The 26699-nt window shown below is 72.4% G+C and carries 19 protein-coding genes and 1 pseudogene; 9 read left to right on the top strand and 11 right to left on the bottom strand.

The window, feature by feature from the left end; translation table 11 throughout:
• The first annotated feature begins 42 nt into the window (after positions 1-42).
• Entirely contained in the window at positions 43-426 is a 384-nt protein-coding gene (locus O1G22_RS09825; protein ID WP_333492225.1) for a LysR family transcriptional regulator substrate-binding protein, read from the top strand.
• A gap of 161 nt (positions 427-587) precedes the next feature.
• Here the strand turns inward: O1G22_RS09825 and treY are convergent, their stop codons facing one another.
• Positions 588-2960, bottom strand: a complete 2373-nt coding sequence (gene treY / locus O1G22_RS09820; RefSeq protein ID WP_270080996.1) for a malto-oligosyltrehalose synthase — start codon at positions 2958-2960, stop codon at positions 588-590.
• Between the two features lie 81 nt (positions 2961-3041).
• Between treY and O1G22_RS09815 the strand changes: the two genes are divergently transcribed.
• The gene (locus O1G22_RS09815) at positions 3042-4490 is read left to right on the top strand and encodes an MFS transporter (RefSeq protein WP_270080995.1); all 1449 of its coding nucleotides are present in this window, start codon (positions 3042-3044) and stop codon (positions 4488-4490) included.
• 57 nt (positions 4491-4547) lie between these two features.
• Here O1G22_RS09815 and glgX read toward each other — a convergent pair whose 3' ends face one another.
• Positions 4548-6662, bottom strand: a complete 2115-nt coding sequence (glgX, locus tag O1G22_RS09810) for a glycogen debranching protein GlgX (protein ID WP_270080994.1) — start codon at positions 6660-6662, stop codon at positions 4548-4550.
• Positions 6663-7027: 365 nt separating this feature from the next.
• On the opposite strand from glgX, the gene O1G22_RS09805 reads away from it, so the two are divergent.
• Both O1G22_RS09805 and O1G22_RS09800 read left to right on the top strand, forming a co-directional pair.
• A complete protein-coding gene (locus tag O1G22_RS09805; RefSeq protein WP_270080993.1) occupies positions 7028-8266 on the top strand; it encodes a DUF5919 domain-containing protein in 1239 nt (412 codons plus the stop codon).
• A 101-nt stretch (positions 8267-8367) separates the two neighbouring features.
• The gene (locus O1G22_RS09800; protein ID WP_270080992.1) at positions 8368-9093 is read left to right on the top strand and encodes a 3'-5' exonuclease; all 726 of its coding nucleotides are present in this window, start codon (positions 8368-8370) and stop codon (positions 9091-9093) included.
• Between the two features lie 250 nt (positions 9094-9343).
• Here the strand turns inward: O1G22_RS09800 and O1G22_RS09795 are convergent, their stop codons facing one another.
• The gene (locus tag O1G22_RS09795) at positions 9344-10207 is read right to left on the bottom strand and encodes a phosphotransferase enzyme family protein (protein WP_270080991.1); all 864 of its coding nucleotides are present in this window, start codon (positions 10205-10207) and stop codon (positions 9344-9346) included.
• A 39-nt stretch (positions 10208-10246) separates the two neighbouring features.
• Here O1G22_RS09795 and mgt point away from each other — a divergent pair.
• Positions 10247-11516, top strand: a pseudogene (mgt, locus tag O1G22_RS09790) (macrolide-inactivating glycosyltransferase).
• Between the two features lie 20 nt (positions 11517-11536).
• On the opposite strand, the gene O1G22_RS09785 reads toward mgt, so the two are convergent.
• The 3 genes from O1G22_RS09785 to O1G22_RS09775 form a co-directional block, all read right to left on the bottom strand.
• Positions 11537-14623: a caspase family protein gene (locus O1G22_RS09785; RefSeq protein ID WP_270080989.1), complete on the bottom strand. Its 3087-nt coding sequence runs from the start codon at positions 14621-14623 to the stop codon at positions 11537-11539.
• On the bottom strand, positions 14613-15467 hold the full coding sequence (locus O1G22_RS09780; protein WP_270080988.1) for a lipase family protein: 855 nt from the start codon (positions 15465-15467) through the stop codon (positions 14613-14615). The genes O1G22_RS09785 and O1G22_RS09780 overlap by 11 nt, the downstream gene beginning before the upstream one ends.
• 164 nt (positions 15468-15631) lie before the next feature.
• Positions 15632-17872 carry an MMPL family transporter gene (locus O1G22_RS09775; protein WP_270080987.1) on the bottom strand — a complete coding sequence of 747 codons (2241 nt, stop codon included), beginning with the start codon at positions 17870-17872 and terminating at the stop codon, positions 15632-15634.
• 434 nt (positions 17873-18306) lie between these two features.
• Here O1G22_RS09775 and O1G22_RS09770 point away from each other — a divergent pair, with 434 nt between their 5' ends.
• The 4 genes from O1G22_RS09770 (at position 18307) to O1G22_RS09755 (ending at position 21539) form a co-directional block, all read left to right on the top strand.
• Positions 18307-18855: a DUF1697 domain-containing protein gene (locus O1G22_RS09770; protein WP_270080986.1), complete on the top strand. Its 549-nt coding sequence runs from the start codon at positions 18307-18309 to the stop codon at positions 18853-18855.
• Positions 18856-18935: 80 nt separating this feature from the next.
• Entirely contained in the window at positions 18936-19946 is a 1011-nt protein-coding gene (locus O1G22_RS09765) for a ketopantoate reductase family protein (protein WP_270080985.1), read from the top strand.
• Positions 19947-20036: 90 nt separating this feature from the next.
• Positions 20037-20696, top strand: coding sequence for a mycothiol-dependent nitroreductase Rv2466c family protein (locus tag O1G22_RS09760; RefSeq protein WP_270080984.1), 660 nt, complete (start codon positions 20037-20039; stop codon positions 20694-20696).
• 546 nt (positions 20697-21242) lie between these two features.
• Complete coding sequence (locus O1G22_RS09755) at positions 21243-21539, top strand: hypothetical protein (protein WP_270080983.1); 297 nt, start codon at positions 21243-21245, stop codon at positions 21537-21539.
• A 72-nt stretch (positions 21540-21611) separates the two neighbouring features.
• Here the strand turns inward: O1G22_RS09755 and O1G22_RS09750 are convergent, their stop codons facing one another.
• From O1G22_RS09750 to O1G22_RS09730, 5 genes are all read right to left on the bottom strand, one after another.
• Positions 21612-22349: a sirohydrochlorin chelatase gene (locus tag O1G22_RS09750; protein ID WP_270080982.1), complete on the bottom strand. Its 738-nt coding sequence runs from the start codon at positions 22347-22349 to the stop codon at positions 21612-21614.
• A 1-nt stretch (position 22350) separates the two neighbouring features.
• Positions 22351-23235: an ABC transporter permease gene (locus tag O1G22_RS09745; RefSeq protein ID WP_270080981.1), complete on the bottom strand. Its 885-nt coding sequence runs from the start codon at positions 23233-23235 to the stop codon at positions 22351-22353.
• Complete coding sequence (locus tag O1G22_RS09740) at positions 23222-24025, bottom strand: ABC transporter ATP-binding protein (RefSeq protein WP_225095642.1); 804 nt, start codon at positions 24023-24025, stop codon at positions 23222-23224. The genes O1G22_RS09745 and O1G22_RS09740 overlap by 14 nt, the downstream gene beginning before the upstream one ends.
• Before the next feature lie 12 nt (positions 24026-24037).
• Positions 24038-25141: an aliphatic sulfonate ABC transporter substrate-binding protein gene (locus O1G22_RS09735; RefSeq protein ID WP_270080980.1), complete on the bottom strand. Its 1104-nt coding sequence runs from the start codon at positions 25139-25141 to the stop codon at positions 24038-24040.
• A gap of 223 nt (positions 25142-25364) precedes the next feature.
• Positions 25365-26699: a sulfate adenylyltransferase subunit 1 gene (locus tag O1G22_RS09730; RefSeq protein WP_270080979.1), complete on the bottom strand. Its 1335-nt coding sequence runs from the start codon at positions 26697-26699 to the stop codon at positions 25365-25367.

Below are 26699 nucleotides of genomic sequence, written 5' to 3'. Positions count from 1 at the left end.
CCCGGCACCGTCGTACCGGTCGGCGAGGAGGAACTCGTCCTGGTGACACCGCTCGACGACCGGCTCGCGGGCCGTACGACGGTGCGGCTGCCGGAACTCGCCGACCGCGCCCGGGTCCGCTGCGCCCTGGAACCCGTGGTGCACGGCGAGCGCTTCCTCGACCGGGCGTGCGCGCAGGCCGGGTTCCGTGCGCAGAGCGCCGCACGGACGGAGCACACCTCGACAGCCGTGCGCAGGGCCGCCACCGGCGTCGGTGTGTGCGTGGCCTCGGCCGACATTGTGCGTGGCGTCGGCGGTGAGGACTGCGCGATCCTCACCCCGACCCGCCCTGGAAGCGCCCCCTGGTCGTCTCGCGCGCGTGCCTCCCGCCGGCGCCGTCGGTGTGTGCGTGGCTTCGGCCGACGTCGTGGGTGGCGTCGGCGGTGAGGACTGCGCGATCCTCACCCCGACCCGCCCTGGAAGCGCCCCCTGGTCGTCTCGCGCGCGTGCCTCTCACCGGAGCCGCCGAGGCCTTCACCGGCCTCCTGCGCACCACCTGGCCGGCCACGGGCCCCGGCCGGCCGACCCGCAGCCTGCCGCGACGCCCCTCACCCCTCGTCCGTCCGCTCCAGCAGCACCACCGGCAGCCGCTCGAAAAGATCCGCCACACGCGCGTGCCCCGCGAACTCCCGCCCCGGGGTGAGCACATCCGCCCACCGGCCGGGCGGCAGCGCCAGCCGGGTCCCGCGCCAGCCGCCCGCCTCCGCGAGCCGCAGGGACAGCCGGGTCACCGCCGTGACCACCGCTGCGGAGCGGACGAAGGCCACGCAGTGCGGGGCCGCCGGTCCCTCGGCGGCCAGCGGGGTGTACGTCGCGGTGGTACCGAAGGCGCCGGGGCGCCGGGCGCGCAGCCGGAGCGCCGCCGCCGTCACCGCGTCCTTCTCGCCGGGCGCCCCGGGCGGGAACGGCACCGGCCTCCGGTTGTCCGGGTCGACCAGCGCCCGGTACTCGCCCTCCGTGCCCTGGTACACGTCCGGCACCCCGGGCATCGTCAGATGGACCAGCGCGGTGCCGAGGACGTTGGCCCGCACATGCGGCTCCAGCGCCTTGCGGAACGCGGCCACGCGCTCGCCGGGCGGCCCGCACGGCCCGGCCGCGACGAACGCGGCCACCGCCTCCTCGTACGGCGGCTCCTGCTCCGTCCAGCTGGTGTACAGGCCCGCCTCGCGCACATGCTTCAACAGCGCCCCCTGGACCCGCTCCTCGGCACGCTCCTCGTCCGCGGGACCCAGCCCGAACACCGTCTGCCAGGCCGCCCAGGCCAGCTGCCCGTCCGGCACGCCCTCCTCCGGCAGCGTCACCTCGGCCAGCAACTGTGCCCACCGCGCGGGACACTCGGTGAGCACGGCCAGCGCCGCGCGGACGTCGGCACTGCGCTTGGTGTCGTGCGTGGAGACAACCGTGCCGGTGGCCGGCCAGTCCCGCTGCACGCGCGCGCAGTACGCGTGGAAGTCCTCCGGAGACACCCCGGGCCGGCCCGGATCGCCGCCCACCTCGGTCGCCGACAGCAGCGGGACGTAGCGGTAGAACGCCGTGTCCTCCACCGACTTGGCGCGCAGCGCCGACGCGGTCTGCGCGAACCGCGCGCGCAGTTCCCCGGCCGCCGCCCCGGCCACCTCCCCGTCCGCGTCCACCAGCAGCCGCCGTACGACGTCCACCGCGCCGGCCTCCTCGGGCACGACGAAGGCGTGCCGGGCCTCGGCGGCGGCCTCCTCGGTGACGACGGCGGCCGCGTCACCCGAGGCGTACGGCCGGTACACCCGCATCCGGACCAGCAGCTCCACCAGGGCCGTGCGCAGCGCCCAGGGCGCCCGGTCGCGCAGTGCGAGATCCGGCGACGACGCGCACAGCCGGGCGGCCGTCCGGGTGAGCCGGTCCGTCTCGGCGGCCAGCTCGTGCGTGAGCACGTTGTAGGCGGCCCGGCGCACCGTGGCCTCCCAGTCGCCGCCCCGGTCGGTCTGCGGGGCCGCGAACCGGCGGTACCCGGCGAGGAGTTCACCGGCCCCGGCGCGGTCCGTGAACAGACCGTCGACCTGGCGCAGGGCGTCGTACCCCGTGGTGCCCGCGACGGGCCAGGACGGCGGCAGGCGCTCGCCGTCGGCGAGAATCTTCTCCACCACCGTCCAGCGTCCGCCACTCGCCTCGTGCAGCCGCGCGAGATAGCCGTCGGGGTCGGCCAGCCCGTCGGGATGGTCGACGCGCAGCCCGTCGACCACGCCCTCCGCCAGCAGCTGGAGGATCTTGGCGTGGGTGGCGTCGAACACCTCCGGGTCCTCCACGCGCACCCCGATCAGCTCCGAGATGCTGAAGAAACGGCGGTAGTTGACCTCGGTGCGGGCGAGCCGCCACCACACCGGGCGGTACCACTGGGCGTCCAGCAGCTCGGGCAGCGGCAGGTGCCCGGTGCCCGAGCGGAGCGGAAAGGCGTGCTCGTGGTAGCGCAGCACGTCGCCGTCGACCACGAGGTGCTCGCGTTCCGCGCCGACCGGGCCGCCGAGCACCGGCAGCAGCACCCGCCCGCCCTGCGCCTCCCAGTCGATGTCGAACCAGCGCGCGTACGGCGAGGCGGGCCCCTCGCGCAGCACCTCCCACAGAGCGTGGTTGTGCCGGGGCGCCATCGCCATGTGGTTGGGCACGATGTCCACCACCAGGCCCAGACCGTGCTCCCGCGCGGTTTCCGCCAGCGCGCGCAGGCCCCCCTCGCCGCCCAGCTCCTCGCGCACGCGCGCGTGGTCCACCACGTCGTAGCCGTGCGTGGAGCCGGGCACGGCCTCCAGGACGGGGGACAGGTGCAGATGCGAGACGCCGAGCGACGCCAGGTACGGCACGGCCGCCGCGGCGGCGGCGAACGGGAAGGCGGGCTGGAGCTGGAGGCGGTAGGTGGCCGTGGGCACCCGTGGCCCGGGTCGCACAGGAGTCATGGAAACCTACGTACCCAGACCGCCCGGTTTCGTGTCATCGGTCCCTGCACGCGCTCACGCGCGCGTGCCTAGCTTCGAGCGATGGGGACAACGGGGAGACCGGACCGGCGCCGTACTCGGGACACCTACCGTCAGGTGATCGCCCTGACCGGGCCGCTGCTGCCGTGCGTGTCCTTCCTGGGACGGCTGCCGACGGCGACCGTCCAGTTCGGCAGCGTCCTGCTCGTCGCCCGGACGAGCGGCTCCCTGTCCGCGGCCGGGCTGACCGGCGGGGCGCTCGCGCTCGGCCAGGTGGTCTGCGGACCGGTGGTGGGGCGGCTCGCGGACCGGCACGGTCAGCGCAGGGTCGTCCTCGCCTTCTCGCTCGCCAACGCGCTCGCGGTGGCCTCCCTGGTCGCCGGCGCCCTGGCGGCCCTGCCCACGGCCGTCCTGACCCTCCTGGGCGCCGCAGCGGGCGGCACCATGCCGCTCGTGGGCCCGCTGGCCCGCGCCCGCCTGGTCGCGCTCGCCCGCCGCTCCGGCGCTCCCGAGTCCACCGTCGGCGCCGCGCTGTCCGTCGAGAGCACCCTGGACGAGATGTCCTTCGTCCTGGGCCCGGCCCTCGTCGGGCTGGCCTCGGTCCTCGCCCACCCGGCGTACGCGATGGCCGGCGCGGCCCTGCTGGTGGCCGTCTGCGGCACCGCCTTCGCCCTCCACCCGACCGCCCTGACCATCGCCCCCGCCCCGGAGAACCAGCACCCGGCACACGCGCCGGCCGGCACCGAGCCGCCCGAGGACCGTGCCTCCGCCCGCCTGCCCGACGCCCCCGCCTCCGAGGACTCCGCCCCCACCCGCGCGCGTGCCGCTGCCGCTGCCGAGGCCGGGGCTCGGGAACGCGCACGCGTGCCTGCCGCGGCCGTGACCGCGCTCGCCCCCATGCCCCGCTGCGTCCACGCCCTGCGGGCCTCCCTCGCCCTTCAGGGCGCCATGTTCGGTGCCTGCCAGGCCGGTATCACCGCGCTCACGGCCCGGCTCGGGCAGGAGGAACAGGCGGGGCTCGTGTACGCCGCCATGGGTGTGACGAGTGCCGCGGCGGGGCTCGCCATGGCCGCCGTACCCGCCCGCTTCGGGCTGCCCGCGCGCCGGCGGCTGGCCACGGCGGCCGCGTTCGTCCTGTCGCTGCCGCTGCTGCGCACGCACGGCCTGGCCGGTCTGTACGCCGTGGTCACCGTGCTCGGGGTCGCCTACGCGCCGCATCTGATCACGGTGTTCGGGCTCACCGAGCGCGCGGTGCCGCCGGCCCGGCTCGCCGAGGCGATGGCGTTCGCGACCAGCGCCCTCGTCGGCGGCCAGGCCCTCTCGGTCGCCGTGACCGGCCGCCTCACCGACTCCTACGGCCCACGAGCGGCCTTCGCGGTCGCGAGCACGGCGGCCGCACTCACCTTCGTCATCGCCCTGACGGCCCGCCCGACGGCCCACTCCGGACGGGCCGCACCGGCTCCGCACGCGCGCGTGGACGACGATCCGACAGAGTCTTTCCGCCGTGGGTGATCGCCACCGGCTCCGCGCGCGCGTGGACGACGAACCGGCCCGCACCACCCCCTGACGTCAGGCGGGGCGCTGCAGCACCGTCAGGCTGCGGTCCGGCAGGGTGATCCGGTCGCCCGCCCCGACCTTCGCCCCGCCGCCCGGCGGCACCCCCACCGGGCGGGCCGTGTCGACCACCACCTGCCACTGCCGGCCGTGGTCGACCGGCACCAGGAACTCCAGCGGACCCGGCGAGGCGTTGAACATCAGCAGGAACGAGTCGTCGGTGACGCGCTCCCCGCGCGGGCCGGGCTCGGAGATGGCGTTGCCGTTGAGGAACACCGTCAGCGCGGACGCCCGCGCCGAGTCCCAGTCCCGCTGGGTCATCTCGCCGCCCTCCGGGGTGAACCAGGCGATGTCGGACAGCGCGTCGTGCGTGCCCTCCACCGGCCGCCCATGGAAGAAGCGCCGCCGCCGGAGGACCGGATGCTCCTTGCGCAGCCGTGCCATCGCGCGCGTGAAGGCGAGCAGCTCACCGTCGTCCTCGTCGGAGGGCCAGCGCACCCAGGCCAGCTCGTTGTCCTGGCAGTAGGCGTTGTTGTTGCCCTGCTGGGTGCGGGCGAACTCGTCGCCGTGGCTGATCATCGGCACACCCTGGGACAGCATCAGCGTGGCGACGAAGTTCCGCATCTGCCGGGCGCGCAGCCCGAGCACACCCGGGTCGTCGGTCTCGCCCTCGATCCCGCAGTTCCACGACCGGTTGTGGCTCTCGCCGTCGCGGCCGTCCTCGCCGTTGGCCTGGTTGTGCTTGTCGTTGTACGACACGAGGTCGTGCAGCGTGAAGCCGTCGTGGCAGGTGACGAAGTTGATGGAGGCGAGCGGGCGGCGGCCGTCGTCCTGGTACAGGTCGGAGGAGCCGGTCAGCCGGGAGGCGAACTCGGCCAGCGCCCGCGGCTCGCCCCGCCACAGGTCCCGTACCGTGTCGCGGTACTTGCCGTTCCACTCGGTCCACAGCGGCGGGAAGTTGCCCACCTGATAGCCGCCCTCGCCCACGTCCCACGGCTCGGCGATCAGCTTCACCTGCGAGACCACCGGATCCTGCTGCACCAGGTCGAAGAACGACGACAGCCGGTCCACCTCGTGGAACTGCCGAGCCAGCGTCGCCGCGAGGTCGAAGCGGAAGCCGTCGACGTGCATCTCGGTCACCCAGTACCGCAGCGAGTCCATGATCAGCTGAAGCACGTGCGGGGACCGCATGAGCAGCGAGTTCCCGGTGCCCGTGGTGTCCATGTAGTAGCGGCGGTCGTCCGTGAGCCGGTAGTACGACGGGTTGTCGATGCCCTTGAAGGACAGCGTCGGACCCAGATGGTTGCCCTCGGCCGTGTGGTTGTAGACGACGTCCAGGATGACCTCGATCCCGGCCTGGTGCAGCGCCCGGACCGCCGACTTGAACTCCAGGACCTGCTGGCCGCGGTCGCCCCAGGAGGCGTAGGCGTTGTGCGGGGCGAAGAAGCCGATGGTGTTGTAACCCCAGTAGTTGTTCAGGCCCAGGTCGGCCAGCCGGTGGTCGTGGACGAACTGGTGGACGGGCATCAGCTCCAGGGCGGTCACCCCGAGCGTGGTCAGGTGTTCGAGGATCGCCGGGTGGGCGAGCGCCGCGTACGTGCCGCGCAGCTCCTCCGGCAGCCCCGGGTGACGCATGGTCAGGCCCTTGACGTGGGCCTCGTAGATGACGGTGTGGTGGTACCCGGTGCGCGGCGGCCGGTCGTCGCCCCAGTCGAAGTACGGGTTGATCACCACCGAGGTCATGGTGTGCGGCGCCGAGTCCAGGTCGTTGCGCCGTTCGGGGGCGCCGAAGTGGTAGCCGTACACCTCCTCGCCCCACCGCACGGTCCCGCTGACCGCCTTCGCGTACGGGTCGAGCAGCAGCTTCGCGGAGTTGCAGCGCAGCCCGCGCCCGGGGTCGTACGGGCCGTGCACCCGGAATCCGTAGCGCTGTCCCGGCATCACGCCCGGCACGTACGCGTGCCGCACGAACGCGTCGCTCTCGCGCAGTTCCACCGCCGTCTCCGAGCCGTCGTCGTGCAGCAGACACAGCTCTACTCGGTCAGCGGCCTCCGTGAAGACCGCGAAGTTGGTTCCGGCGCCGTCATAGGTGGCGCCGAGCGGATACGCCTCTCCAGGCCAGACCTGCATGGTGACGACTCTGACAGGTGTGCCGCCCGCCCGGGGGGCGCCTCGGCCCCGAGTCTCCCGAAAGTGACGAAACCTTCCGCGCCCCGGGGCCGGTCCCCGGGCCCTACGGCACCTGCCCCGGCGGCCATGACCAGCGTGGACGGTACGGCGGCGGGGGCCCGTCGGCACCCCGCGGAACGCCGGCGCTATGAATCCGCTCACTCCGCGTGACGCGGCTTCGGAGAAGTGCCGTCGGCACAGGCAGTGTTGAGGAAAACAGTTGGACAACCGACCTGTCCATCCGGCTGCACCGCCGACCGGTCCCGGAGTACCCTTCCTTGATCGTTGAGACGGGAAAGGCCCCGGGGGCGGAAGGCGGTGCACGGGTGGGCTCGGGAGGGCTGGAGCTGCCCCCTGGTGACGAGGGTCACGAGGGGAACTCCGCAGACGTCCCGCCCGGCGCGGTGTCCCTGGCCCGGCCGATGGACGCGGGGTCCATCGGGCCGGAACTGGACTGGGACGCCGACGCCTGGCGCGAGGTGCGCACCCGCGCCCAGCGGGCCGGCCGGGCCTACATCTGGCTGAACCTCGTCGAGCAGCGGCTGCGCGCGGTCGTGGCCGCCGTCCTGCGGCCCATCTACGAACCCGTCCACGCGGACGACTGGGTGGTCGCCGCGGCCGGGCCGGCCGGGCAGGAGTGGGTGCAGCGCGCGGTCGCCGTCCGTGAAGTCAGCCGCCGCAAGGGCTACTTGCTCGACCCCGCCGACGACAACGTGCTCAGCTTCCTGACGTTGCCGCAGCTGCGCGAGCTGATGGTGCAGCACTGGCCGTGCTTCGAGCCGTACTTCGACGAGCGCCGGGACCTCGAACTCGCCCTGGACGAGCTGGAGGTGACCCGCAACGTCGTCTCCCGCAACCGGGCCCTGTCCGAGGCGGTCCTCAGCCAGGCCGAGCGCGCCTCGGCGCGGCTGCTGGAGATGCTCGGCGCGGGCGGGGACGTCCCCTCCGCACGCCGGCTGCCCGTCGACGCGGTCGAGGACCTGGTCGGCGACCGGTACGCCGACGTGGTCGCCGTCCACTCCGACCGGGTGCGACTGATGCGCCAGTTCCCGGCCGAGGACCTCTTCGCCGGCGCCCGCCGCCTCGACGCCATCGGCATCGGCCTCAACCTGCTCGTGCAGAACTTCTCCGGGCGCCGCCTGATCCGCCTCGCCGAGTCCGGCTGCCGGGTGCGGCTGCTGTTCCTCAACCCGGCCTCCAGCGCGGTCAAGCGCCGTGAGCGGGAACTGGGCATGAAGCGGGGCGAGCTGAGCCGCTCGGTGGAGATGAACATCCTGCACATGCGCCGGGTCCGCTCCCGGCTGCGCGACCCGGGCGCCTTCGAGATCCAGGTGTACGACGAGACACCCCGCTTCACCGCCTACCTGGTGGACGGCGACGGCGCCGACGGCATCGCCGTGGTGCAGTCCTATCTGCGCGGCGCGCGGGGCATGGAGTCGCCGGTACTCGTGCTGCGCAACGGCAGCAAGCTGGTCAAGGCGGACGATGTCAGCGAAGCCGGGCTCTTCCCGACATACCGTGAGGAATTCGAGCTGGCTTGGGCGGATTCGCGCCCCGTGTCCTGAACTGTCCACCGGCGTAAGCGGAATGCTGTCCTCGGATTGTCAGTGCCGCGTGCGAGGGTGGAGGCCACTGGGGGAAAGCACCACCGAGAAGGGGGGCCGCCATGGGCTGGCACCGTGAGCTGCTGATCGGCTTCGACCTGGAGACGACCGGCACGGATCCGCGCGAGGCGCGCATCGTCACCGGCGCGGTGATCGAGGTCAGGGCCGGTGAGCCCGTGGGACGCCGGGAGTGGCTGGCCGATCCGGGCGTGGAGATCCCGGCCGACGCGGTGGCGGTGCACGGCATCAGCACCGCACGCGCGGCGGCCGAGGGCCGGCCCGCCGACCAGGTGGCCGACGCCCTCGCCGAGGTCCTCACCGGGTACTGGCGGGCGGGCGTCCCGGTCGTCGCCTACAACGCGGCCTTCGACCTCACCCTGCTCTCCGCCGAGCTGCGCCGGCACGGCCTGCCGTCCCTCGCCGACCGCCTGGCCGGCGCCGACCCGGCCCCGGTCATCGACCCCTACACCATCGACCGCTGGGCCGACCGCTACCGCCGGGGCAAGCGGAACCTGGAAGCGGTCTGCGCTGAGTACGGCATAGTCCTCGACCGAGCCCACGACGCCTCGGCCGACGCCCTCGCCGCGGCCCGCCTGGCCGGCGCGATAGCCGACCGCCACCCCAAGATCGCGTCCCTGTCTCCGGCGGAACTGCACCGCCGCCAGATCCAGTGGTACGCCGAGTGGGCGGCGGACTTCCAGGCGTTCCTGCGGCGCAAGGGGGATGCGGGAGCGGTGGTGGACGGGGCGTGGCCCGTGCGGGAGCCGGCCGAGAGCCAGCCCGCCTAGGGGGTGTCGTTTGGATCATCCCGGCGTCGCGGGCTCTGGCACGCACATCTGCGGCGTTGTCGTCGGTCGCCGACTCCCCCGCGCGGGAGGGACCCCATCGCGTCGCCCGCCGCGGCAGCGGCTGATGTCACGGCCTCCTCCACCGTGCAGCTGCATGCACCAGAGCCCGCTCGGGTCGGCCGGTCCGCACCGTTCGTCACGGCCGGCCTGATCCGAACGACACCCCCTGGCGGTCGCCCCTACGCGGCGCTCAGAACGGGTACCACCGCACCGTTTCGTCCCCGTCCCGCAACGACCCCACCCGCCGCCGGAATTCGTCCCGCGCCCTCGGATTGCCCGGCGCGTGCTGGGCCACCCAGGCGCAGCTGGCCGTCTCGCGGGCCCCGCGCAGTACCGCACAGCCGGTCCACTCCCGTACGTCCCACCCGTACGCCTCGGTGAAGGAGTCGTACGCCTCGGCGGGCAGCCCGTACCGGTCGCGGGAGAGGGCCATGACCACCAGGTCGTGCTCGCGCAGGTCGGCCGAGAAGGTCTCCAGGTCGACCAGGACCGGCCCGTCCGGCCCGATGTGCACATTGCGGGGCAGTGCGTCGCCGTGGATCGGCCCCGGCGGCAGATGGGGCGTCAGCGCGGCCGCGGCCGCCGTGAAACCATCCCGACGCGCGCGGAGGTAGGCCGCGTCCTCGGGGTCGATCGCGTCGCCCGCGAGCCGCAGCCAGCGCTCGACGCCGCCCAGCAGGTCGCGGGGCGGCAAGGTGAAGGGAGGAGAGGGCAGCGCGTGCACCGTGCGCAGCAGTTCCGCCAGATCGCGCGGCTCGGCGGGGCGTACCGGCTCCGGCAGCCGGTGCCACACGGTCACCGGATGACCGTCGGCCAGCCACGGCTTCGGCTCGGCCGCCCGCACCGCCGGCACGCCCGCCTCGGCCAGCCAGCCGGCGATGTCCAGCTCACGCCGGGCCCGCTCCAGCAGCTCGGCGTCCCGGCCCACCTTCACCACCAGGTCCCCGGCGGCGAACACCGCGTTCTCCCCGAGGGCGAGCAGCCGTGCGTCCCCGGCCGGTCCCGGCAGCACCCCCGCTGCGGCCAGTACGTCCCGTGCCCGTGCCTCGTCCATCGTGCCTCCGTGCGGTCGGATCTCCGCGGCCAGTCTCGCATTCGTACATCGCGCGAAAGAAACAGCTTGGACGAGACGTCTCGTCTCGTCTAGCCTCGGGTGCATGACCAGTCCCGCACACATCGCCATGTTCTCCATCGCCCAGCACGGCCACGTGAACCCCAGCCTGGAGGTGATCCGTGAACTCGTCGCCCGGGGACACCGGGTCACGTACGCCATCCCGCCGGTGTTCGCCGAGAAGGTGGCCGAGACCGGGGCGCGGCCCGTGCCGTACACCTCGACGCTGCCCGGACCCGGCGCCGACCCGGAAGCGTGGGGGACCACCCTCCTGGACAACGTCGAGCCGTTCCTGGCCGACGCCATCCAGGCGCTTCCGCAGCTCGTCGAGGCCTACGACGGCGACGAGCCCGACCTCGTGCTGCACGACATCGCCTCCTACCCGGCCCGCGTCCTCGCCCACCGCTGGGGCGTCCCGGCGATCTCCCTCTCACCGAACCTGGTCGCCTGGGAGGGGTACGAGGAGGAGGTCGCCGAGCCGATGTGGGCCGAGCCGAGGAAAACCGCGCGCGGGCAGGCGTACTACGCCCGGTTCGAGGCATGGCTGGCGGAGAACGGGATCACTCGGCATCCCGACCCGTTCGCCGGCCGCCCGAGCCGCTCGATCGTCCTCATCCCCAAGGCCCTCCAGCCGCACGCCGACCGGGTCGACGAACGGGTGTACAGCTTCGTCGGCCCCTGCCAGGGCGACCGTGCCGAACAGGGCGACTGGCAGCGCCCGGCCGGCGCCGACAAGGTCGTGCTGGTGTCCCTGGGCTCGGCCTTCACCAAACAGCCCGCCTTCTACCGCGCGTGCGTCCGCGCCTTCGGCGACCTGCCCGGCTGGCACATGGTCCTCCAGACCGGCCGCCATGTGTCCGCCGCCGACCTGGGCGACGTCCCGGCCAACGTCGAAGTGCACAGCTGGGTACCGCAGTTGGCGATCCTCCGAAAGGCCGACCTGTTCGTCACGCACGCGGGCGCCGGCGGCAGCCAAGAGGGCCTCGCCACCGGCACACCGATGATCGCCGTACCGCAGGCCGCGGACCAGTTCGGCAACGCCGACATGCTGGTGTCCCTCGGCGTCGCCCGGCGGCTGGACACCGAGGAGGCCACCGCCGACCGCCTCCGCGAGGCCGCCCTCGCCCTGGTGGACGACCCCGAGGTGGACCGGCGCCTGAAGTCCCTCCAGGCCGAGACGGCCCAGGAGGGCGGCACCCGCCGGGCGGCCGACCTCATCGAGGCCGAGCTGCACCGACTCGGCCGCGGGTGAGGAGGGCCGGCGGATCCCTGTCAGTGATGGCCCGGCAGCACCGGCGGCCCGTACTGGGGGCGCACCACCAGGGAGAGCAGCCCGGTGACGGAGGGCGGCAGGACCGGGGCGACGAAGGCCGGGTTGGACTCGTCCATCCTGGCCTCCGGATGGTCCCACTCGTACAGGAGCGCGGTCCGCAGCTCCTCCGCCGTGTCGTCCTCCCGAGGAGCGCCCCGGTAGAGGGCGAACATCTCCCGGGCCCGTTCGAGATTGCCGCCGTGCAGGGCGATGAGCGACACCAGCCAGGTCTTGCCCTCGTGCGGCTTGGGGCGGGGGCTGTTCGGGATGCCTTCGGGGAAGGAGTCCAGCGCCGCCTGCGCCCGTACGGGGTCGCCGGCCCCCAGCCAGCCGATGGCCTCGTAGAGCGCGAGGTTGATGACTTTCGGGTGGGCCGGCCGGTAACGCTGTGCGGTCCGGGCCGAGTCCAGCCACTGCCCGCGGCGCTGCAGGAGCAGCACCTCCGCGAGGTAGGTCTGCGCGGTCAGGGCCGGGATCTCCCCCAGCCACCGGGCCGTTCGCACCAACGGTTCCTCGGTCGGTTCGGCGGCCGCGTACGGGACGGCGTGATCGGCGAGCCGGTAGGCGTCCTTGTACTTCACCTGCTCGCACCCCTCGCGGAGCGTCTCCAGCGCCTGCGGCACGCGGCCGAGCTGGACCTCGCACTTGGCGATCTCGTCGTAGATGGCGAACTTCTGCTCCCTGACCTTCGCCAGCGCGATCCGGCCCTCGCGCACGGTGGCTTCGGGACCCTCCACGTCCCGCACCAGCTTCAGCAGCAGGCTCCACGGATACATCTCGGAGCGCCCCCGTGTCGCCTCGCGCGCGTGGACCAGCGCCTTCTTCAGATCACCGGGTGCGTCGCGCAGCCGTAGCAGCATGGCCAGATGATGGTGGGTGTACGGCGAGCCGCCGTCGGTGAGATAGGCCTCCATCAGCTCGATACGGGCACTCAGCTCCGCCGGGGACTCGGGCAGGGAGTGGTGGTAGCGCCCCCTGCCGTACTTCCGCTCCAGGTAGCCGCCGATCGTCCGCGCCATGCGGGCCAGCTCGTCGTCCAGCTTCCCCTCGGAGAAGTGCAGCCGGGCCGCCGACAGGGCGAGTGCCAGCCGGTGGTCGCCGGACCGTGACGGGTCCTGCGCGTAGAGCGGGCGGGCGTACCAGAGTCCGGCGCGGCGATGGGCGGCCTTCCAGGCCTTCTCGTCCTCGCGCATGCGGACGCAGACGACCTCGCGCACGGCGGGGTGCACCTGGAAGTGGGTGCTACGGGTGTGCGTCGTCTCGTTGTCGACCGTACGGACCTGGAGCAGGAACCGCTTCTGGAGCTGTTTGCGCAGCTCGGAGAAGTCGCCGAGGTCCCTGGTCATCGCCTTCACCAGGTCCTGGCCGGCCCAGTCCGCGAGCACCGACAGATTGCGCAGTGCGGCCCGGGCCGACGGCGTGAGCCGCTCGGTCGCCTTGGCGACCAGCTCCTTCTCGATCGTCTCGACCAGACTGAGGTCGTACGGTGCCTGGGGCACCTCGCTGGGCGGTCCCAGCAGCTCCTCCAGCGTCCAGTCGTACGGGCCCACCAGGCTGTGCAGCAGGCGCAGCACGAACGGGTTGCGGCCCAGCCGCTCCACGACCTCCTCGCGCCGCTCCGGCGGGAACCACTCCTCCGCCTCGTCCCGCTCCCGGGTGCCGACGAGGATCCGCACGGCGTCCTCGACCGGAGGCGGCGGCAGCTCCACGGGGCTGAAGTCCTGGGCCCAGACCGGGTCGGCCTTCTGGTTGGAGACCAGCCACAGACAGCCGTCCCCATGCCGCCCCGGCGCCACGACGGTCTTCAGATCGTCCGCGATCGGCTGCACCGGGCGGCCGCGCTCGTCCAGCAGCCGCTGGAACTCGTCGAAGACCACCAGCACCCCGCGGTTCAGCAGAGTGGTCAGTGCCCGGTCGAGCCGCCGTTCCGGCGCGAGGGCGTCCGCCAGCTCGTAGTGGCCCGTGTGTTCCAACTGCTCGTGCAGCCGCGCGAGAAGCTCCTTGGTGGCGTCGACGGGATGTTCCGGCACATCGACGAGCACGGTGGTGCGGCCGTGCATCAGCCGGGCCTCGTCCATCAGGGGGCGTACGACACGGTCGGTCTTGCCCACCCCCGAGAAGCCGTGCAGCAGGGCCGCGCTCCGGCGCTGCTTCGTCCAGCGCTCCCACAGCTGGAGCGCGGCCTTGCGGCGCTGCTCCCCGTCGATGCCCTGCAACAGGGGCGGTTCGGCGTCGGTGAAGAGAGGGCCGGCGCCGGACTGACGGGCCGCACTGAGCGGTGTGGCCGGCGTGGCGGGCCGGGGCGGGGGCGCGGCGGCCGGCAGGGCCAGGAACGGGGGGACGTCACCGTTCAGGCCCACGGGATGCCAGTTGATGCGCTGGTAGCCGGGCCGGTTCTCGCTGGACTGCATCTGCTGCACGAGCCTGCCCAGGGGCAGCACACCGCCGGCGCCGGCGAGGGCGTCCACGGCCTCCCGCAGCAGGGCCGGAAAGGCCCCGGACTCGGCGGACTCGTTCTTCTGCGCGGAGGAGAGAACGACGAAGCCCGATTCGGTGTCCTCCGCGCCCCAGTCGAGCGCCATCTGCCCTACGGCGGAGGCGGCGAGCTGGTCTCCGCCCCGGCCGGAGAAACAGGTGTCCAGGATGAGCAGGAACCGCCGTACCGGGGTTTCGAGCAGTGCGGCTCTGGCCAGGTCGTCGGTCGGCAGGGCGGCGGCGAGATCCGTGGGCCGGTATTCCGAGGTGAGCAGGACGTGCCTGTTGTTGATCTCGATGACCTCGCCGTGGGCGGCGATGTACAGGACCACGAGATCGTCGGGTCTGCGGTCGGGGGAGACGCAGAAGTCCCGCACGGCCTGCGTGAGCTGGACGGCGGTGGGGTTCAGGCCGAGGGTCGTGACGTGCTCGTAGCCGAAGCGTTTCGTGAAGAGCTCGATGACGTCGTCGCGGGCCTGCGCCAGTTCAGGGCGGTCGAGTTGTGGGTCGTTGTGATAGCGCGGCACCGCCGTCGCGAGCAGGTACCGGCGCGCGCCGTCCTCAGCGGGCATCCAGCCCTCCCGTGATCGCCTTGCCGGTGAGCCGGTCGGTCAGATACGCGGTGGCGTCGTGGGCGTGCGCGCCGTTGTGCACGATCACCGAGGTCATCCGTTCCCCGAAGCGCGGCCGCAGATCCTTGACCAGGGCGACGACGTCACCCTCGTCGGCGATGTTCGTCCAGGCCAGCGACGGGCCACCGGGCCAGGCACCGGTCGGTTCCGGCGCGGGCGACAGCCGGTCGAAGACCATCCGCATCCCGAGCGGCGACCCCAGCGTCACCAGGGCCCGGACCCCGTGCCCGTTCAGCGCGCACAGCGCCTCGTAGGCCACGACCGAACCCAGGGAGTGCGCCACGACCACCCGGGTGTCGGCGCCGATCGCGTCGGTCACCCGCTGCCGGGCCTCCCGGCGCACGTCGGGGTCCAGCAGGTAGCGGGTGGTCTGCTTCAGGTCGGACACCAGAAGCCGCAGGGTGAGGCCGGAGAAGAACCGGGACGCCGACAGCGCCCGCAGCGCGGTCTGCACCGAACGCGGCGTACGCGCCAGGGTGTTGGCGTCCGGCGGCACGACCCGGTCGTCCACCGCGGCCGCGGCCTCCCACCACGCGTACAGCAGCTCGGTCTCCGGCCCCTGAGCCACGTCGGCCGCCGTGTACAGCGGATCTCCGACGGCGAGGGTGCGGCCGGGCGGGCGGAACAGGTCGCCGTAGAAGGCCATGGAAAGGTCGCCGGGGCCGAGTTCGGGACCGTCGGCCCGCCGCAGCCCGTCCAGCAGCGCCGGCCGCCAGTCCTTCAGCAGGCCGTCCTCGCCCAGCAGTTGCTTGCCCACCCCGTGCACGGCGACCACGGATGCCATCCGTGCCCTCCTTCATCACCAGACAACCGAAATGTCGATCGGCCCACTTTAGATGAACTCGCCCGTCCCTTCCCGCAGTTCACCGGTGGAGCTCCGGCAACGACACGAAGAGAGGGCCCGTTGGTTCCCCCGGAGACCAACGGACCCTCATACGGGTGGAAGGGTCAGACCCGCACCGTCTCACCCTCGTCCGGCACCGCCGGCGCGGCCGGCTCCGGCGCCTCGTCGTGCGTGAGGTCGGGCAGCCGGTGCAGCCACTTCGGCAGATACCAGTTGCGCTCGCCGAGCAGGGCCATCACGGCCGGCAGCAGCACCCCGCGGATCACCGTCGCGTCGATGAGGACCGCCGCGGCCAGACCCACGCCCATCTGCTTCATCGACTGCATGGACAGCGTGCCGAAGATCGCGAACACGGCGACCATGATGACCGCGGCGCTGGTGACGACACCCGCGGTGGTCACCACGCCGTGCCGGATCGCCTCCCGCGTCTGAAGTCCCCTGGCCCGTGCCTCGCGGATCCGGGAGACGACGAACACGTGGTAGTCCATCGACAGCCCGAACAGGATCACGAAGAGGAACAGCGGCAGCCAGGTCACGATCGCGCCGACCCCCACCGCGCCCACCAGCGAGGCACCCCAGCCGTGCTGGAAGACGGCGACGAGGATGCCGTAGGCGGCGCACACCGACAGCAGGTTGAGCACGATCGACGTGATCGCGACGGTCAGCGAGCGGAACGACAGCAGCATCAGCAGGAAGGCGAAGACGACCACGAACACGAAGACCGGGACGACGGAGCCGAGCAGCTGGTCGTTGAAGTCGTGGTTGCCGGCGACCTGTCCGGTGACCGGTGCCTGCAGGCCGGGCACCTTGCCGAGCGTGGCGGGCCGCACCTCGTCGCGCAGCTTCTCCAGGCTCTTGACCGCCTGGTCCATGTCGGAGCCGCCGACCAGCGGTACGGAGATCACGGCGATGTTCTGCGCGTCGTGCAGCCGGATGTCGACCGGGCCGCGCGAGGCGCCCGAGGCGATCGCCCGCTGCTTGAAGTCGGCCAGCGCCTGCCGTACCTCGGGCGCGTTGATGTCCTTGGCCTTGACCATGACCTGGGCCGGCTCGCTGCCGCCGGGGAAGGCGTCGTTGACCCGGTTGTAGGTCTGCACGATCGGCAGTGACGTGCCGAACTCCTGGTCCAGGGTGAGCTGCTGGGTCTTCATGCCGAGCGCGGGCGCGGCGATCGCCAGCAGCGCGCCGGCCGCCACGGCGACGGAGACCAGCGGCCTGGCCAGGACGATCCGCAGCACGGCCGTCCAGAACCTGCTCTCCGAGGCGCCCTTGCGGCGTCGGCTCAGGAACGGGAGGCGGCCCTTCTCGACGCGCTCGCCGAGCAGCGACAGCAGCGCGGGCAGCACGGTCACCGAGCCGACCATGGCGACCGCCACCACCATCAGCGAGGCCAGACCCATCGCCTCGAACTCGGCGAGCCCGGTGAACAGCATGCCCGCCATCGCCACGCACACCGTGACCCCGGAGACGATGACCGCCCGCCCGCTGGTGGCGGCGGCGATCCTCAGCGCGGTGCCGGCGTCTCGCCCGGCGGCCCGCTCCTCGCGCTCCCGGCGCAGATAGAACAGGCAGTAGTCGACCCCGACGGCCATGCCGACCAGCAGCATCACGGAGTTGGCGGTGTCGCTCATCGGCTGCAGATGGCTGACGACGCCCATCAGACCCATCGTCGCCATGATCGCCGTGATCGCGAGGGCCACCGGCAGCAGCGCGGCCACCAGCGCGCCGAACGCGATCAGCAGGATGCCGAGGGCCACCGGCACCGCCGAGTACTCGGCCTGCTTGAAGTCGTCACCGAAGGCGTCCTTGTACTGCTTCTGCATGCTGGCGCCGCCGATCTCCTCGATCCGCAGTCCGCTGTGCTGCTTCTGTACCCCGGCGACGGCGTTCAGCACCGGCTCGATCCGGTCGACGGCCGTCTTGGCGTCGCCGCGCACGTCGAACTGGACCAGCGCGCTGTGCCCGTCCCGGGAGATCGTGTGCGTGTCGTACGGCGAGGTCACCCCGGTGACCTTCCCGGTGGCCTCGACGGCCTTCACCACATCGGCGACGGCGGCCCGGAACTCGCTCCCGGTCGCCTGCTGGGCACTGTCCTTCGACTGGATCAGGACGGTCTCGCCGGCCGGCTGCTTGATCCCCGCGTCGTCGATGATCCGCGCGGCGGTGTGCGTCTCGCCGCTCAGCTGGTCGCCCTCGTTCACGTCGACCCGGCCTGCCGCCGAGCCGAGTCCCAGCGCCAGGACGACGAACAGCACCCATATGCCGACAGCCGCCCAGCGGTGCCGGGCGCTCCAGCCGCCCGCGCGGGCGGCCAGCCCCCGCGCCCGCACCTGTGTGTTCCCCATGACGGGTCTGCCCCCCTCGTGTGCCGTGACGGCCCCCTGCCGCCCCGTCTTCCTTGCTCCGCATTGACCGTATGGGGCGGATAAAGGCGTCTCGTCGTGCTGTTCGGTGAAGTGCGGGACCGGTTTCTCCGCACTGGGAAGGACGACGGCCCCTTACACCTATCGGGGGTTCTCGGGGACGCGTCTCGGGGTCGGAACCGGCCACGCGGCAGGGCCGCCGCGCCGACGGGGTTCCCGCGCCGGGAGGAGGGATGTCCGTTCCGCCGTCCGCGCGCCGGTTTGTGATTGCGAAAGCTTGTTGAACAAGTCACAGCTGCGTGGAGAGGTTGCTCCGGCCCCCGGCGATCGGCGAGAGTTTCGCGCAGCCCGCCCCACGCGGGCCCGGCCGTCGTGCCCACCCCCACGGGGCACGGCGGCCCCTCTAGGCTGGCCGGATGACGACCTACGCGGCGCTCCTGCGCGGAATCAACGTCGGCGGCGGCAAGAAGGTGCCCATGGCCGATCTGCGCGCCCTTCTGACCGGCCTCGGCCACACCGGCGTACGGACCTATCTGCAGAGCGGTCAGGCCGTTTTCACCACCGCGCGTGGTGACGAGGAGGCGCTGGCCGCGGAGTTGGGCCGGGCGGTCGAGGAACGCTTCGGCTTCCCGGTCGACGTGCTCGTGCGCGACCACGCCTATCTCAAGGCCGTGGCGGAGAACTGCCCCTTCCCCGCTGCCGAGTTGGCGGCCCGGCAGTTGCACGTCACGTACTACTCGGCGCCCGTCACCCCCGACCGCTTCGCGCACATCGACCAAGTCGCCTTCCTCCCCGAGGAGTTCCGGCTCGGCGATCGCTGCTTGTACCTCTACGCCCCCGACGGCCTCGGCCGCTCCAAGCTCGCCGAGGTGCTGGGCCGCCGGCCGGCCAAGGGGCTGATCGCCACCAGCCGGAACTGGAACACGGTGCTCAAACTGGTGGAGTTGACGGCTCCGCAAGCATGACGGAAGCCTGCCGGGAGCGGGGCGGGGCGGGGCGGGGCGGGGCGGGGCGGGAGCGGGTACGGGTGTGCGAGGCTCGCCGCATGCGCTACATCATCATCGGGGCGGGAGCGGTCGGCGGGACCGTCGGCGGACGGCTCGCCCAGGCCGGGCGCGAGGTCGTCCTCGTGGCACGCGGCAAGCATCTGACGGAACTCGACGCACACGGCCTGCGACTACGGGTCCCGGAAGGGGAGTTGACGTACCGGCTGCCCGCCGTCGACAGACCCGGCCCGCTCGGCGAGCTGCGCGCCGACGACGTCCTCGTCCTCGCCGTGAAGACCCAGGACACCGTCTCCGCACTGGACGCCTGGGCCGGGACGCCGGTCGAGGGCGGCGGTACGGCGGCCGAGCGCCTGCCACTGGTGTGCCTGCAGAACGGCGTGGAGAGCGGCCGGCTGGCCCTGCGTCGCTTCCGGCACGTGTACGGCGTCTGCGTCTGGCTGCCCGCGACCTTCGTGGAACCCGGCGTCGTCTCCGCCGCGGGCACCCCGCTCACCGGCATCCTGCACCTCGGCCGGCTGCCGTACGGGACCGACGACACCGCCCGCCGGATCGCCGCCGACCTGGCCGACGCCCGCTTCGAGGCGCCCGTCGTCCCCGACGTGGCCCGCTGGCAGCACGCCAAGCTGCTCGCCAACCTGAGCAACGCCATCGAGGCGCTGACCGGAACCCGTGACACCGAGGCCGCCCAGGCGCTGCTCGCCCGCGTGCGTGCCGAGGGCGAGGCCGTGCTGGACGCCGCCGGGATCGCGTACACGAGCGACGCGGAGCAGCGCGCGGCCCGTGGCGACAAGGTGACCCTGGTGCCGCTGGACGGCACCCCGCGCGGCGGCGGCTCCTCCTGGCAGTCCCTGGCCCGGGGCACCGGGACCATCGAGGCCGACTACCTCAACGGCGAGATCGCCCTGCTCGGCCGGCTGCACGGCGTACCGGCCCCGCTGAACGAACTGCTCCAGCACCTCGCCAACCGGTTCGCCCGCGAGCGCCGGGCCGCCGGGTCCATGCCGGTCGCGGAGCTCGTCCGTAGGGCCGACGCGGCGGAACAGCCGTAGAACAGGGGTTGGAATCAAGCCAATTGGACCAAGAAGACGAGCGACGAATGGGCCGGGATTGCGCACCAATGACCGAGTACCGTCAAGGGTATGAACCGCAGTGAGACCGCCACCGAGACCGTTGCCGCCACCGGCGCCGAGCTCCACCGTACCCGCGTCGACTTCTTCTTCGACCCGGCCTGCCCCTTCGCCTGGATCACCTCCCGCTGGATGCTGGAGGTCGAGCGGCAGCGCCCGCTCGACCTCCGGTTCCGGCCCATGAGCCTGTACCTGCACAACATCGGCAACGAACTCCCGGACTGGTACCGGGACTTGGTGGACCGCTCGATCGGCCCCGTACGGGTCGCCGTGGCCGCCGCCGAGCAGCACGGCGACGAGGTGCTGCGCGACCTCTACACCGCCTTCGGCACCCGCATCCACGAGCGTGAGATCAAGGACTTCGACGAGGTGATCGCCGACTCGCTGGCCGAACTCGGCCTCCCCGCGGGTCTCGCGGCCGCCGCCCACGACCCGGCGTACGACGACGCCGTACGGCGCAGCCACGAGGCGGGGGCCGAGCCGGAGACGGGCGCCTACGTCGGCACCCCGACCCTCCACGTCGACGGCACGGTGTGGTTCGGGCCGGTGCTGCGCGCCGTACCGCGCGGCGCCGAGGCGGCCGAACTCTTCGACAGCTTCCGGGTGCTGGCCCGCCACCCCGACCTGTTCGAGCTCAAGCGGACCCGCACCGGCGGCCTCCGCTTCGACTGACCCGCGAACCGATTGGCCGATAAACGTCCCTGAGGCGCCCGCGGTCCGCCTCACCTGTGACACACGGGCGGTGCCCGGCGCAGAACGAAGAAGCGCCGGGTCCGACGTCACAGGGGAGCGCCGGACCCGGCGGCCTTGTACCACGTCCCCGCCTCCCGATGGCCCCCCTCGCCGAACCTCGCGACAAATTCGTCCGCTTGTCCCTAGGGTCAGGAGCGCGAACGGCCGAGGCGGAACGGTCCGAGGGACGGGTGGATGAGCGGGACGGGCAGCACGGGCACAGCGGCACCGACGGTGCCGCCGTACCTCTCGCGGCGCCGGTCTCCAGGGCCCGGTCAACGGACGCCGATCACCCAGATGGGTGAGGATTTCCGGCCCGCTCCGCGCCATCGTGACCGTCCGGGCCCTCGTCCGCCCGGCGGACGCCCGCGACAGCGCCGTACGACCGCACACGCGCCCCCGCGAGATCGGTAACGTCAGCGGCCCTGAACCCCCCACACACCACTCCCCCCCATGGCTCCTTCGGGTCAGATGCGAGGACAGGACATGAGCACCTACGACTTCGGCGACCACGGTCGCATGGACCTCAGCGACGGCCCGCCCGACCTGCGGACCCTCATGGCTGCGGCGGACCGCCTCACCGAGGCGCTGCGGGCCGAGTATCCCGGGCTCGCCGGGTGGGGCGAGAGCGTCCAGCGCGAGCTGGCGCTGTCCGCCGAGGACGGACTGCCGCCCAACCGGGGCCGGATCCGCACGGCACTGGAGGAGGTCGCCATCGTGGCGAGCGCCGGCACCGGCAGCCTCAGCTTCACCCGGCAGCTCCTGCACGCGCTCGGCCTGTGACCGGCCGCCGGTGACCAGGCGGGGCCGCGCCGCCACGCGGCCCCGGACACCGCCCGCTGCGGGCCGGTGCGCTCAGGCGCCCAGCGCCGCCAGCGCCGGCCGGCGGGCCGCGTCGTAGCGCTCCAGCAGCACCCGCGCCACCTCGGGCGCCGGGCCCAGCACGTCCGCCCGTACGTCCGCCCCGGCCGCGCCCCGCGCGATGCGGTCCGGCAGAAAGCCGGGGGCCAGGACGTACGGCGCGACGGCGACCCGCTCGCAGCCGAGCGCACGCAGCTCGGCCACGGCGTCCTCGGTGCGCGGAAGGGATGCGGAGGCGAACGCAGGCCGCACGGCGCACCAACCGGTGTGCCACCACTCCCGCGCGATATCGGCGATCACTGCGATCGCCTCCGGGTCGGAGGACCCCGCCGAGGCCAGCACGACCCCGGTCGAGGGCTTGTCGGCGGGGCTCAGCCCCGCTTCGTACAGCCGCCGCTCCAGCGCGTCCAGCAGCAGCGGCGACGGACCGAGCACGTCCGTCTGCCGGATCCTGAGGCGCGGCGGGGCGTCCCGCAGGACGGCCGGGATGTCGGCCTTGGCGTGGAAGGCGCGCGTCAGCAGCAGGGGCAGCGCGACGACGTCCCGCACTCCCTCCGCCGCGAGTGACTCCAGCACCCCGTGCACGGACGGCACGTTGAAGTCGAGGAACCCGGTCTCCACGCGCAGCCCCGGCCGCTGCGACCGCACCCGCTCCACCAGGGCGTGCACGGTCGCCGCGTGCCGCGGATCGCGGCTGCCGTGGGCGATGACGAGCAGGACCGGGGCGCTCATGTCAGCCCTTCACCAGCAGGCCGCGGCTGCGCAGCACCCACCGCTCCAGCGGACTGAAGATCAGCAGGTCGATCGCGATACCGACGAACAGGATCAGGAAGATCGCCTCGAACACCATGGACATGGAGCTGGCGTTGCGGCCGTTCTCCAGCAGCGCGCCCAGACCGATGCCCAGGTCGGGGGAGGACGCGATGATCTCCGCGGCCATCAGCGAACGCCAGGAGAACGCCCAGCCCTGCTTGAGCCCGGCCAGATAGCCCGGCAGCGCGGCCGGCAGCACGATGTGCCAGGCGCCCTTCAGCCCGGTCGCGCCCATCGTGCGGCCCGCCCGCAGGAACAGCGGGGGCACCTGGTCGATGCCGGACACCAGGCCGTTGGCGATGGACGGCACCGCCCCGAGCAGGATCACCGCGTACATCATCGAGTTGTTCAGGCCCAGCCAGATCACCGCCGGCGGCACCCACGCCACCGACGGCAGCGACTGCAGACCGGACAGCACCGGTCCGACGGCCGCGCGCAGGAACTTCACCCGGGCCACCAGCAGCCCCAGCGGGGTGCCGATGGCCAGCGCGAACAGGAAGCCCAGCAGACCTCGCGAGACGGATGTCCAGATGTAGCCGAGCAGGTTGCCCTGCAGCCAGGCCTGCTTGAACTCGTTGCCCACGTCGGCGGGCGACGGCAGCTTCGTCGGATCGTCGACGATCTTGAAGGAGATCAGCGCCTGCCACACCGCCAGCACCACCACGGTGGCGACCAGCGGGGGCAGGATCTTGTTGACGAAGGTCTGCCGGAACGACGTCCGGGAGGTGACGGTGGTCTCCAGGGCGTCCAGGCCGGCCTCGACGCTTCCCGCGTCCGTGGCGGTCGTCGTCTCAGTGCTGGCCATGGCGGCGGATCTCCCCACGCAGTACTTCGGTGATCTCAAGGGACAGTTCGGCGACCGGCGCGTCCTCGATGCGCCGCGGCTGCGGGATGTCCACGCGCCACTCGCGGGCCACCCGGCCCGGCCGGGACGACAGCAGCACGACCCGCTGCGCGAGCCGCACCGCCTCGCGCACGTTGTGCGTGACGAACAGCACCGACAGCCCCGTCTCCGCCCAGATCCGGGTCAGCTCGTCGTGCAGCAGGTCACGGGTGATCGCGTCCAGCGCGGCGAACGGCTCGTCCATCAGCAGCAGTTGGCTGTCCTGGGCGAGCGCGCGGGCCATGGCCACGCGCTGGCGCATACCGCCGGACAGCTCGTGCACCCGCTTGCCGTACGCGCCCTGCAGCCGGACGAGTTCGAGCAGTTCCTCGGCCCGCTCGCGCCGCTCGTTCTTCGCGACGCCCCTGAGCTTCAGGGCGAGTTCGATGTTCTTGCCCGCGGTCAGCCACGGGAACAGGGCGTGCTCCTGGAACATCAGAGCCGGCCGCCCGTTGGTCGTGATGCTGCCGGCGGAGGGCCGGTCGAGCCCCGCCACCAGGTTCAGCAGGGTCGACTTGCCGCAGCCCGAGGCGCCCAGGAGGGTGACGAACTCGCCCGGCGCGACATCGAGGCTGATGTCGTCCAGGACGAGCTGCTGCCCGCCGGGGTTCGCAAAGGACTTCGAGACGTGCTCGATGCGCGCCGCGTGCTCTACGGACTCGGCGGCCTTGGCGAAGGTCGTGGCCATGGTCGTCACCTCCTGGGAACTCATCGGCTACGGGGGTTACTTGACGCCGAGACCGGCGTCGCCGACAGCGGGCTCGCCCTCGGCCTTGAGGACCTTGTTCAGCAGGGTGAGGTCATAGATGCCGGCCAGCTGGGGGTTCTTCAGCAGACCGGCCTTCACCGCGTGCTGCGCCTCGGTGTCGAGGGTGGAGGCCAGCGGGTCGTCGGTGAACCGGATCGACGTCCAGGCCGGGTCCAGCACCTTCGCCGGCAGCGCCTTGCCCGAGTCCGCCGCCAGCTGCTGGTTCGCCGCCGCCTTGGCCTGGTCCGGGTTGGCGTTGATCCACTTGTTGGTCTCGACCGAGGCCTTCAGCACCGCCTCGACCGCCTTCGGGTGCTCCTTCAGGAAGGCCTGCCGCACGATGATGTTGGTGATCACGAACTTCTTGTCCGGCCACAGCGACGCCTCGTCCAGCAGCACCTTGCCGCCCTCGGCGACCAGCTTCGACGCGGTCGGCTCCGGCACCCACGCGCCGTCGATGGAGCCGGACTTGAAGGCGTCCGGGGTCACCTTGTTGTCGGTGCGGACGACCGACACATCGCCCTTGCCGCTCTGCGCGTCGACCGTCCAGCCCTGCGAGGCGATCCAGTTGAGGAACGCCACGTCCTGGGTGTTGCCCAGCTGCGGGGTCGCGATCTTCTTGCCCTTGACGTCCTGCAGGGACGTGATCTTCTTGGGGTTCACGACCAGCTTCACCCCGCCGGACGCCGAACCGCCGATGATCCTCAGGCTCTTGCCGTTCGACTTGGTGTAGCCGTTGATCGCGGGGGAGGGGCCGATCCAGCCGATGTCGATGGAGCCCGAGTTGAGGGCCTCGATCTCGGACGGGCCGGCGTTGAACACCTGGTATTCGGCCTTGGTGGCGCCCAGCTCCTTCTGGAAGAAGCCCTTCTGGTTGCCGACCAGCGCGGTGGCGTGCGTCAGATTGCCGAAGTAACCGATCTTCACGGAGTCGAGACCGTCGATCTTCTCCGCTCCGGCGGCGATCTTGGCGGTGTCGTCCTTCTTGGCCTCGGAGCCGTAACCGCAGGCGGCGAGGGTGAGCAGGGGAAGTGCGGCGATCACCGCGAGGCTGCGGCGGAATGCGGTCGGTGCAGGCACGGGAGGTGTTCCTCTCGGAGGCCCGGCGGTCACGGTCTCTCAGGTCGTGGCCGGGAGGTCGGCAGGTCTTCGTCTACGGCGGTGGGGGGTGAGGGCGCGCGAGCAGTGCGCGTACGTCAGCGCACACATCGGGCCACTCCGCCCTGCCCGCTGCCGAGGGCGCCGCTGCCGATGCGGCCGCCCTCCTTCGCGAACGTCGAGTAGATGTCCAGGGCCTTCATGCTCAGAAGTCCCAACCGTCCTCGTCGGCCTGGTCCTTGACCGGCTCCGGGGACGCGAACGACTCGCCGACCATGCCCGCGGTCAGCGTGGTGCCGTCCGACGGGTCGATCAGGATGAAGGAGCCGGTGCGGCGCGAGTCGGCGTAGGAGTCGACCGGCAGCGGCTCGGCGGTACGGATCTTCACCCGGCCGATGTCGTTGGCGACGAGCTGTCCCGGGTGCGGGTGCAGGGACAGGTCGTCCAGCGTGAGGCGGGACGGGATGTCCTTCACGATCGCCTTGACCGTGCGGGTGCCGTGCTTGAGCAGCACCCGGTGGCCGACCCGCAGCGGTTCGTCGGCCACATGGCAGACGGTCGCCTCCACGTCCTGGGTGGTGGCCGGCGCGTCCTTGGTCGGCACGATCAGATCGCCGCGCGAGATGTCGATGTCGTCGGCCAGCCGGATTGTCACCGACTGCGTGGTCCAGGCGATGTCGACCGGCTTGCCCAGCAGATCGATGCCGGAGATGGTCGAGGTGCGGCCCGACGGCAGCACGGTGACCGACTCGCCGACCCGGAAGGAACCGGCGGCGATCTGGCCCGCGTAGCCCCGGTAGTCCGGGTGCTCGGAGGTCTGCGGCCGGATCACGTACTGCACGGGCAGCCGGGCGTGGCAGTGCGCCAGGTCGTGGCTGACCGGCACGGTCTCCAGGTGCTCCAGCACCGTCGGACCGCCGTACCAGTCCATGTTCGCCGACGGCTCCACCACGTTGTCACCGGCGAGCGCCGAGATCGGGATCGCGGTGACCTCGGGCACGCCCAGCTCGGTCGCGTACGCCGTGAACTCCTCGGCGATCGCGGCGAACACCTTCTCCGCGTACCCGACGAGGTCCATCTTGTTGACCGCGAGGACGACGTGCGGGACGCGCAGCAGGGCTGCGATGGCCGCGTGCCGCCGGGTCTGCTCGACCACGCCGTTGCGGGCATCCACCAGGATCACCGTCAGCTCGGCCGTGGAGGCACCCGTCACCATGTTGCGGGTGTACTGCACGTGTCCGGGCGTGTCGGCCAGGATGAAGCGGCGCCGGGGCGTGGCGAAGTAGCGGTAGGCCACGTCGATGGTGATGCCCTGCTCGCGCTCGGCGCGCAGGCCGTCGGTGAGCAGCGCGAGGTCGGGGGCGTCCTGGCCGCGGCTGGCGGAGGCGCGCTCCACGGCCTCCAACTGGTCGACGAGGACCGACTTGGAGTCGTGCAGCAGCCGCCCGACGAGCGTGGACTTGCCGTCGTCGACCGAGCCGGCGGTGGCGAACCGCAGCAGGGTGGTGGCCGAGAGTGCCTCGGTCGTGGTCGTGCTCAT

This window comes from Streptomyces camelliae (assembly GCF_027625935.1).
GTDB lineage: Bacteria > Actinomycetota > Actinomycetes > Streptomycetales > Streptomycetaceae > Streptomyces > Streptomyces camelliae.
The sequence above is the reverse complement of the archived record's forward strand: the minus strand, read 5'-3'. Positions and strand labels throughout refer to the sequence as shown.

What these genes read in the sequence shown, in the direction of transcription:
- O1G22_RS09750 (WP_270080982.1), bottom strand. Translation starts at nt 22,349, where the DNA reads ATGAGCGCCCCGGTCCTGCTCGTCATCGCCCACGGCAGCCGCGATCCG.
- O1G22_RS09775 (WP_270080987.1), bottom strand. Translation starts at nt 17,872, where the DNA reads ATGGGGAACACACAGGTGCGGGCGCGGGGGCTGGCCGCCCGCGCGGGC.
- O1G22_RS09740 (WP_225095642.1), bottom strand. Translation starts at nt 24,025, where the DNA reads ATGAGTTCCCAGGAGGTGACGACCATGGCCACGACCTTCGCCAAGGCC.
- O1G22_RS09745 (WP_270080981.1), bottom strand. Translation starts at nt 23,235, where the DNA reads ATGGCCAGCACTGAGACGACGACCGCCACGGACGCGGGAAGCGTCGAG.
- O1G22_RS09780 (WP_270080988.1), bottom strand. Translation starts at nt 15,467, where the DNA reads ATGGCATCCGTGGTCGCCGTGCACGGGGTGGGCAAGCAACTGCTGGGC.
- O1G22_RS09785 (WP_270080989.1), bottom strand. Translation starts at nt 14,623, where the DNA reads ATGCCCGCTGAGGACGGCGCGCGCCGGTACCTGCTCGCGACGGCGGTG.
- O1G22_RS09795 (WP_270080991.1), bottom strand. Translation starts at nt 10,207, where the DNA reads ATGGACGAGGCACGGGCACGGGACGTACTGGCCGCAGCGGGGGTGCTG.
- O1G22_RS09760 (WP_270080984.1), top strand. Translation starts at nt 20,037, where the DNA reads ATGAACCGCAGTGAGACCGCCACCGAGACCGTTGCCGCCACCGGCGCC.
- O1G22_RS09755 (WP_270080983.1), top strand. Translation starts at nt 21,243, where the DNA reads ATGAGCACCTACGACTTCGGCGACCACGGTCGCATGGACCTCAGCGAC.
- treY (WP_270080996.1), bottom strand. Translation starts at nt 2,960, where the DNA reads ATGACTCCTGTGCGACCCGGGCCACGGGTGCCCACGGCCACCTACCGC.
- O1G22_RS09770 (WP_270080986.1), top strand. Translation starts at nt 18,307, where the DNA reads ATGACGACCTACGCGGCGCTCCTGCGCGGAATCAACGTCGGCGGCGGC.
- O1G22_RS09730 (WP_270080979.1), bottom strand. Translation starts at nt 26,699, where the DNA reads ATGAGCACGACCACGACCGAGGCACTCTCGGCCACCACCCTGCTGCGG.
- O1G22_RS09765 (WP_270080985.1), top strand. Translation starts at nt 18,936, where the DNA reads ATGCGCTACATCATCATCGGGGCGGGAGCGGTCGGCGGGACCGTCGGC.
- glgX (WP_270080994.1), bottom strand. Translation starts at nt 6,662, where the DNA reads ATGCAGGTCTGGCCTGGAGAGGCGTATCCGCTCGGCGCCACCTATGAC.
- O1G22_RS09815 (WP_270080995.1), top strand. Translation starts at nt 3,042, where the DNA reads ATGGGGACAACGGGGAGACCGGACCGGCGCCGTACTCGGGACACCTAC.
- O1G22_RS09800 (WP_270080992.1), top strand. Translation starts at nt 8,368, where the DNA reads ATGGGCTGGCACCGTGAGCTGCTGATCGGCTTCGACCTGGAGACGACC.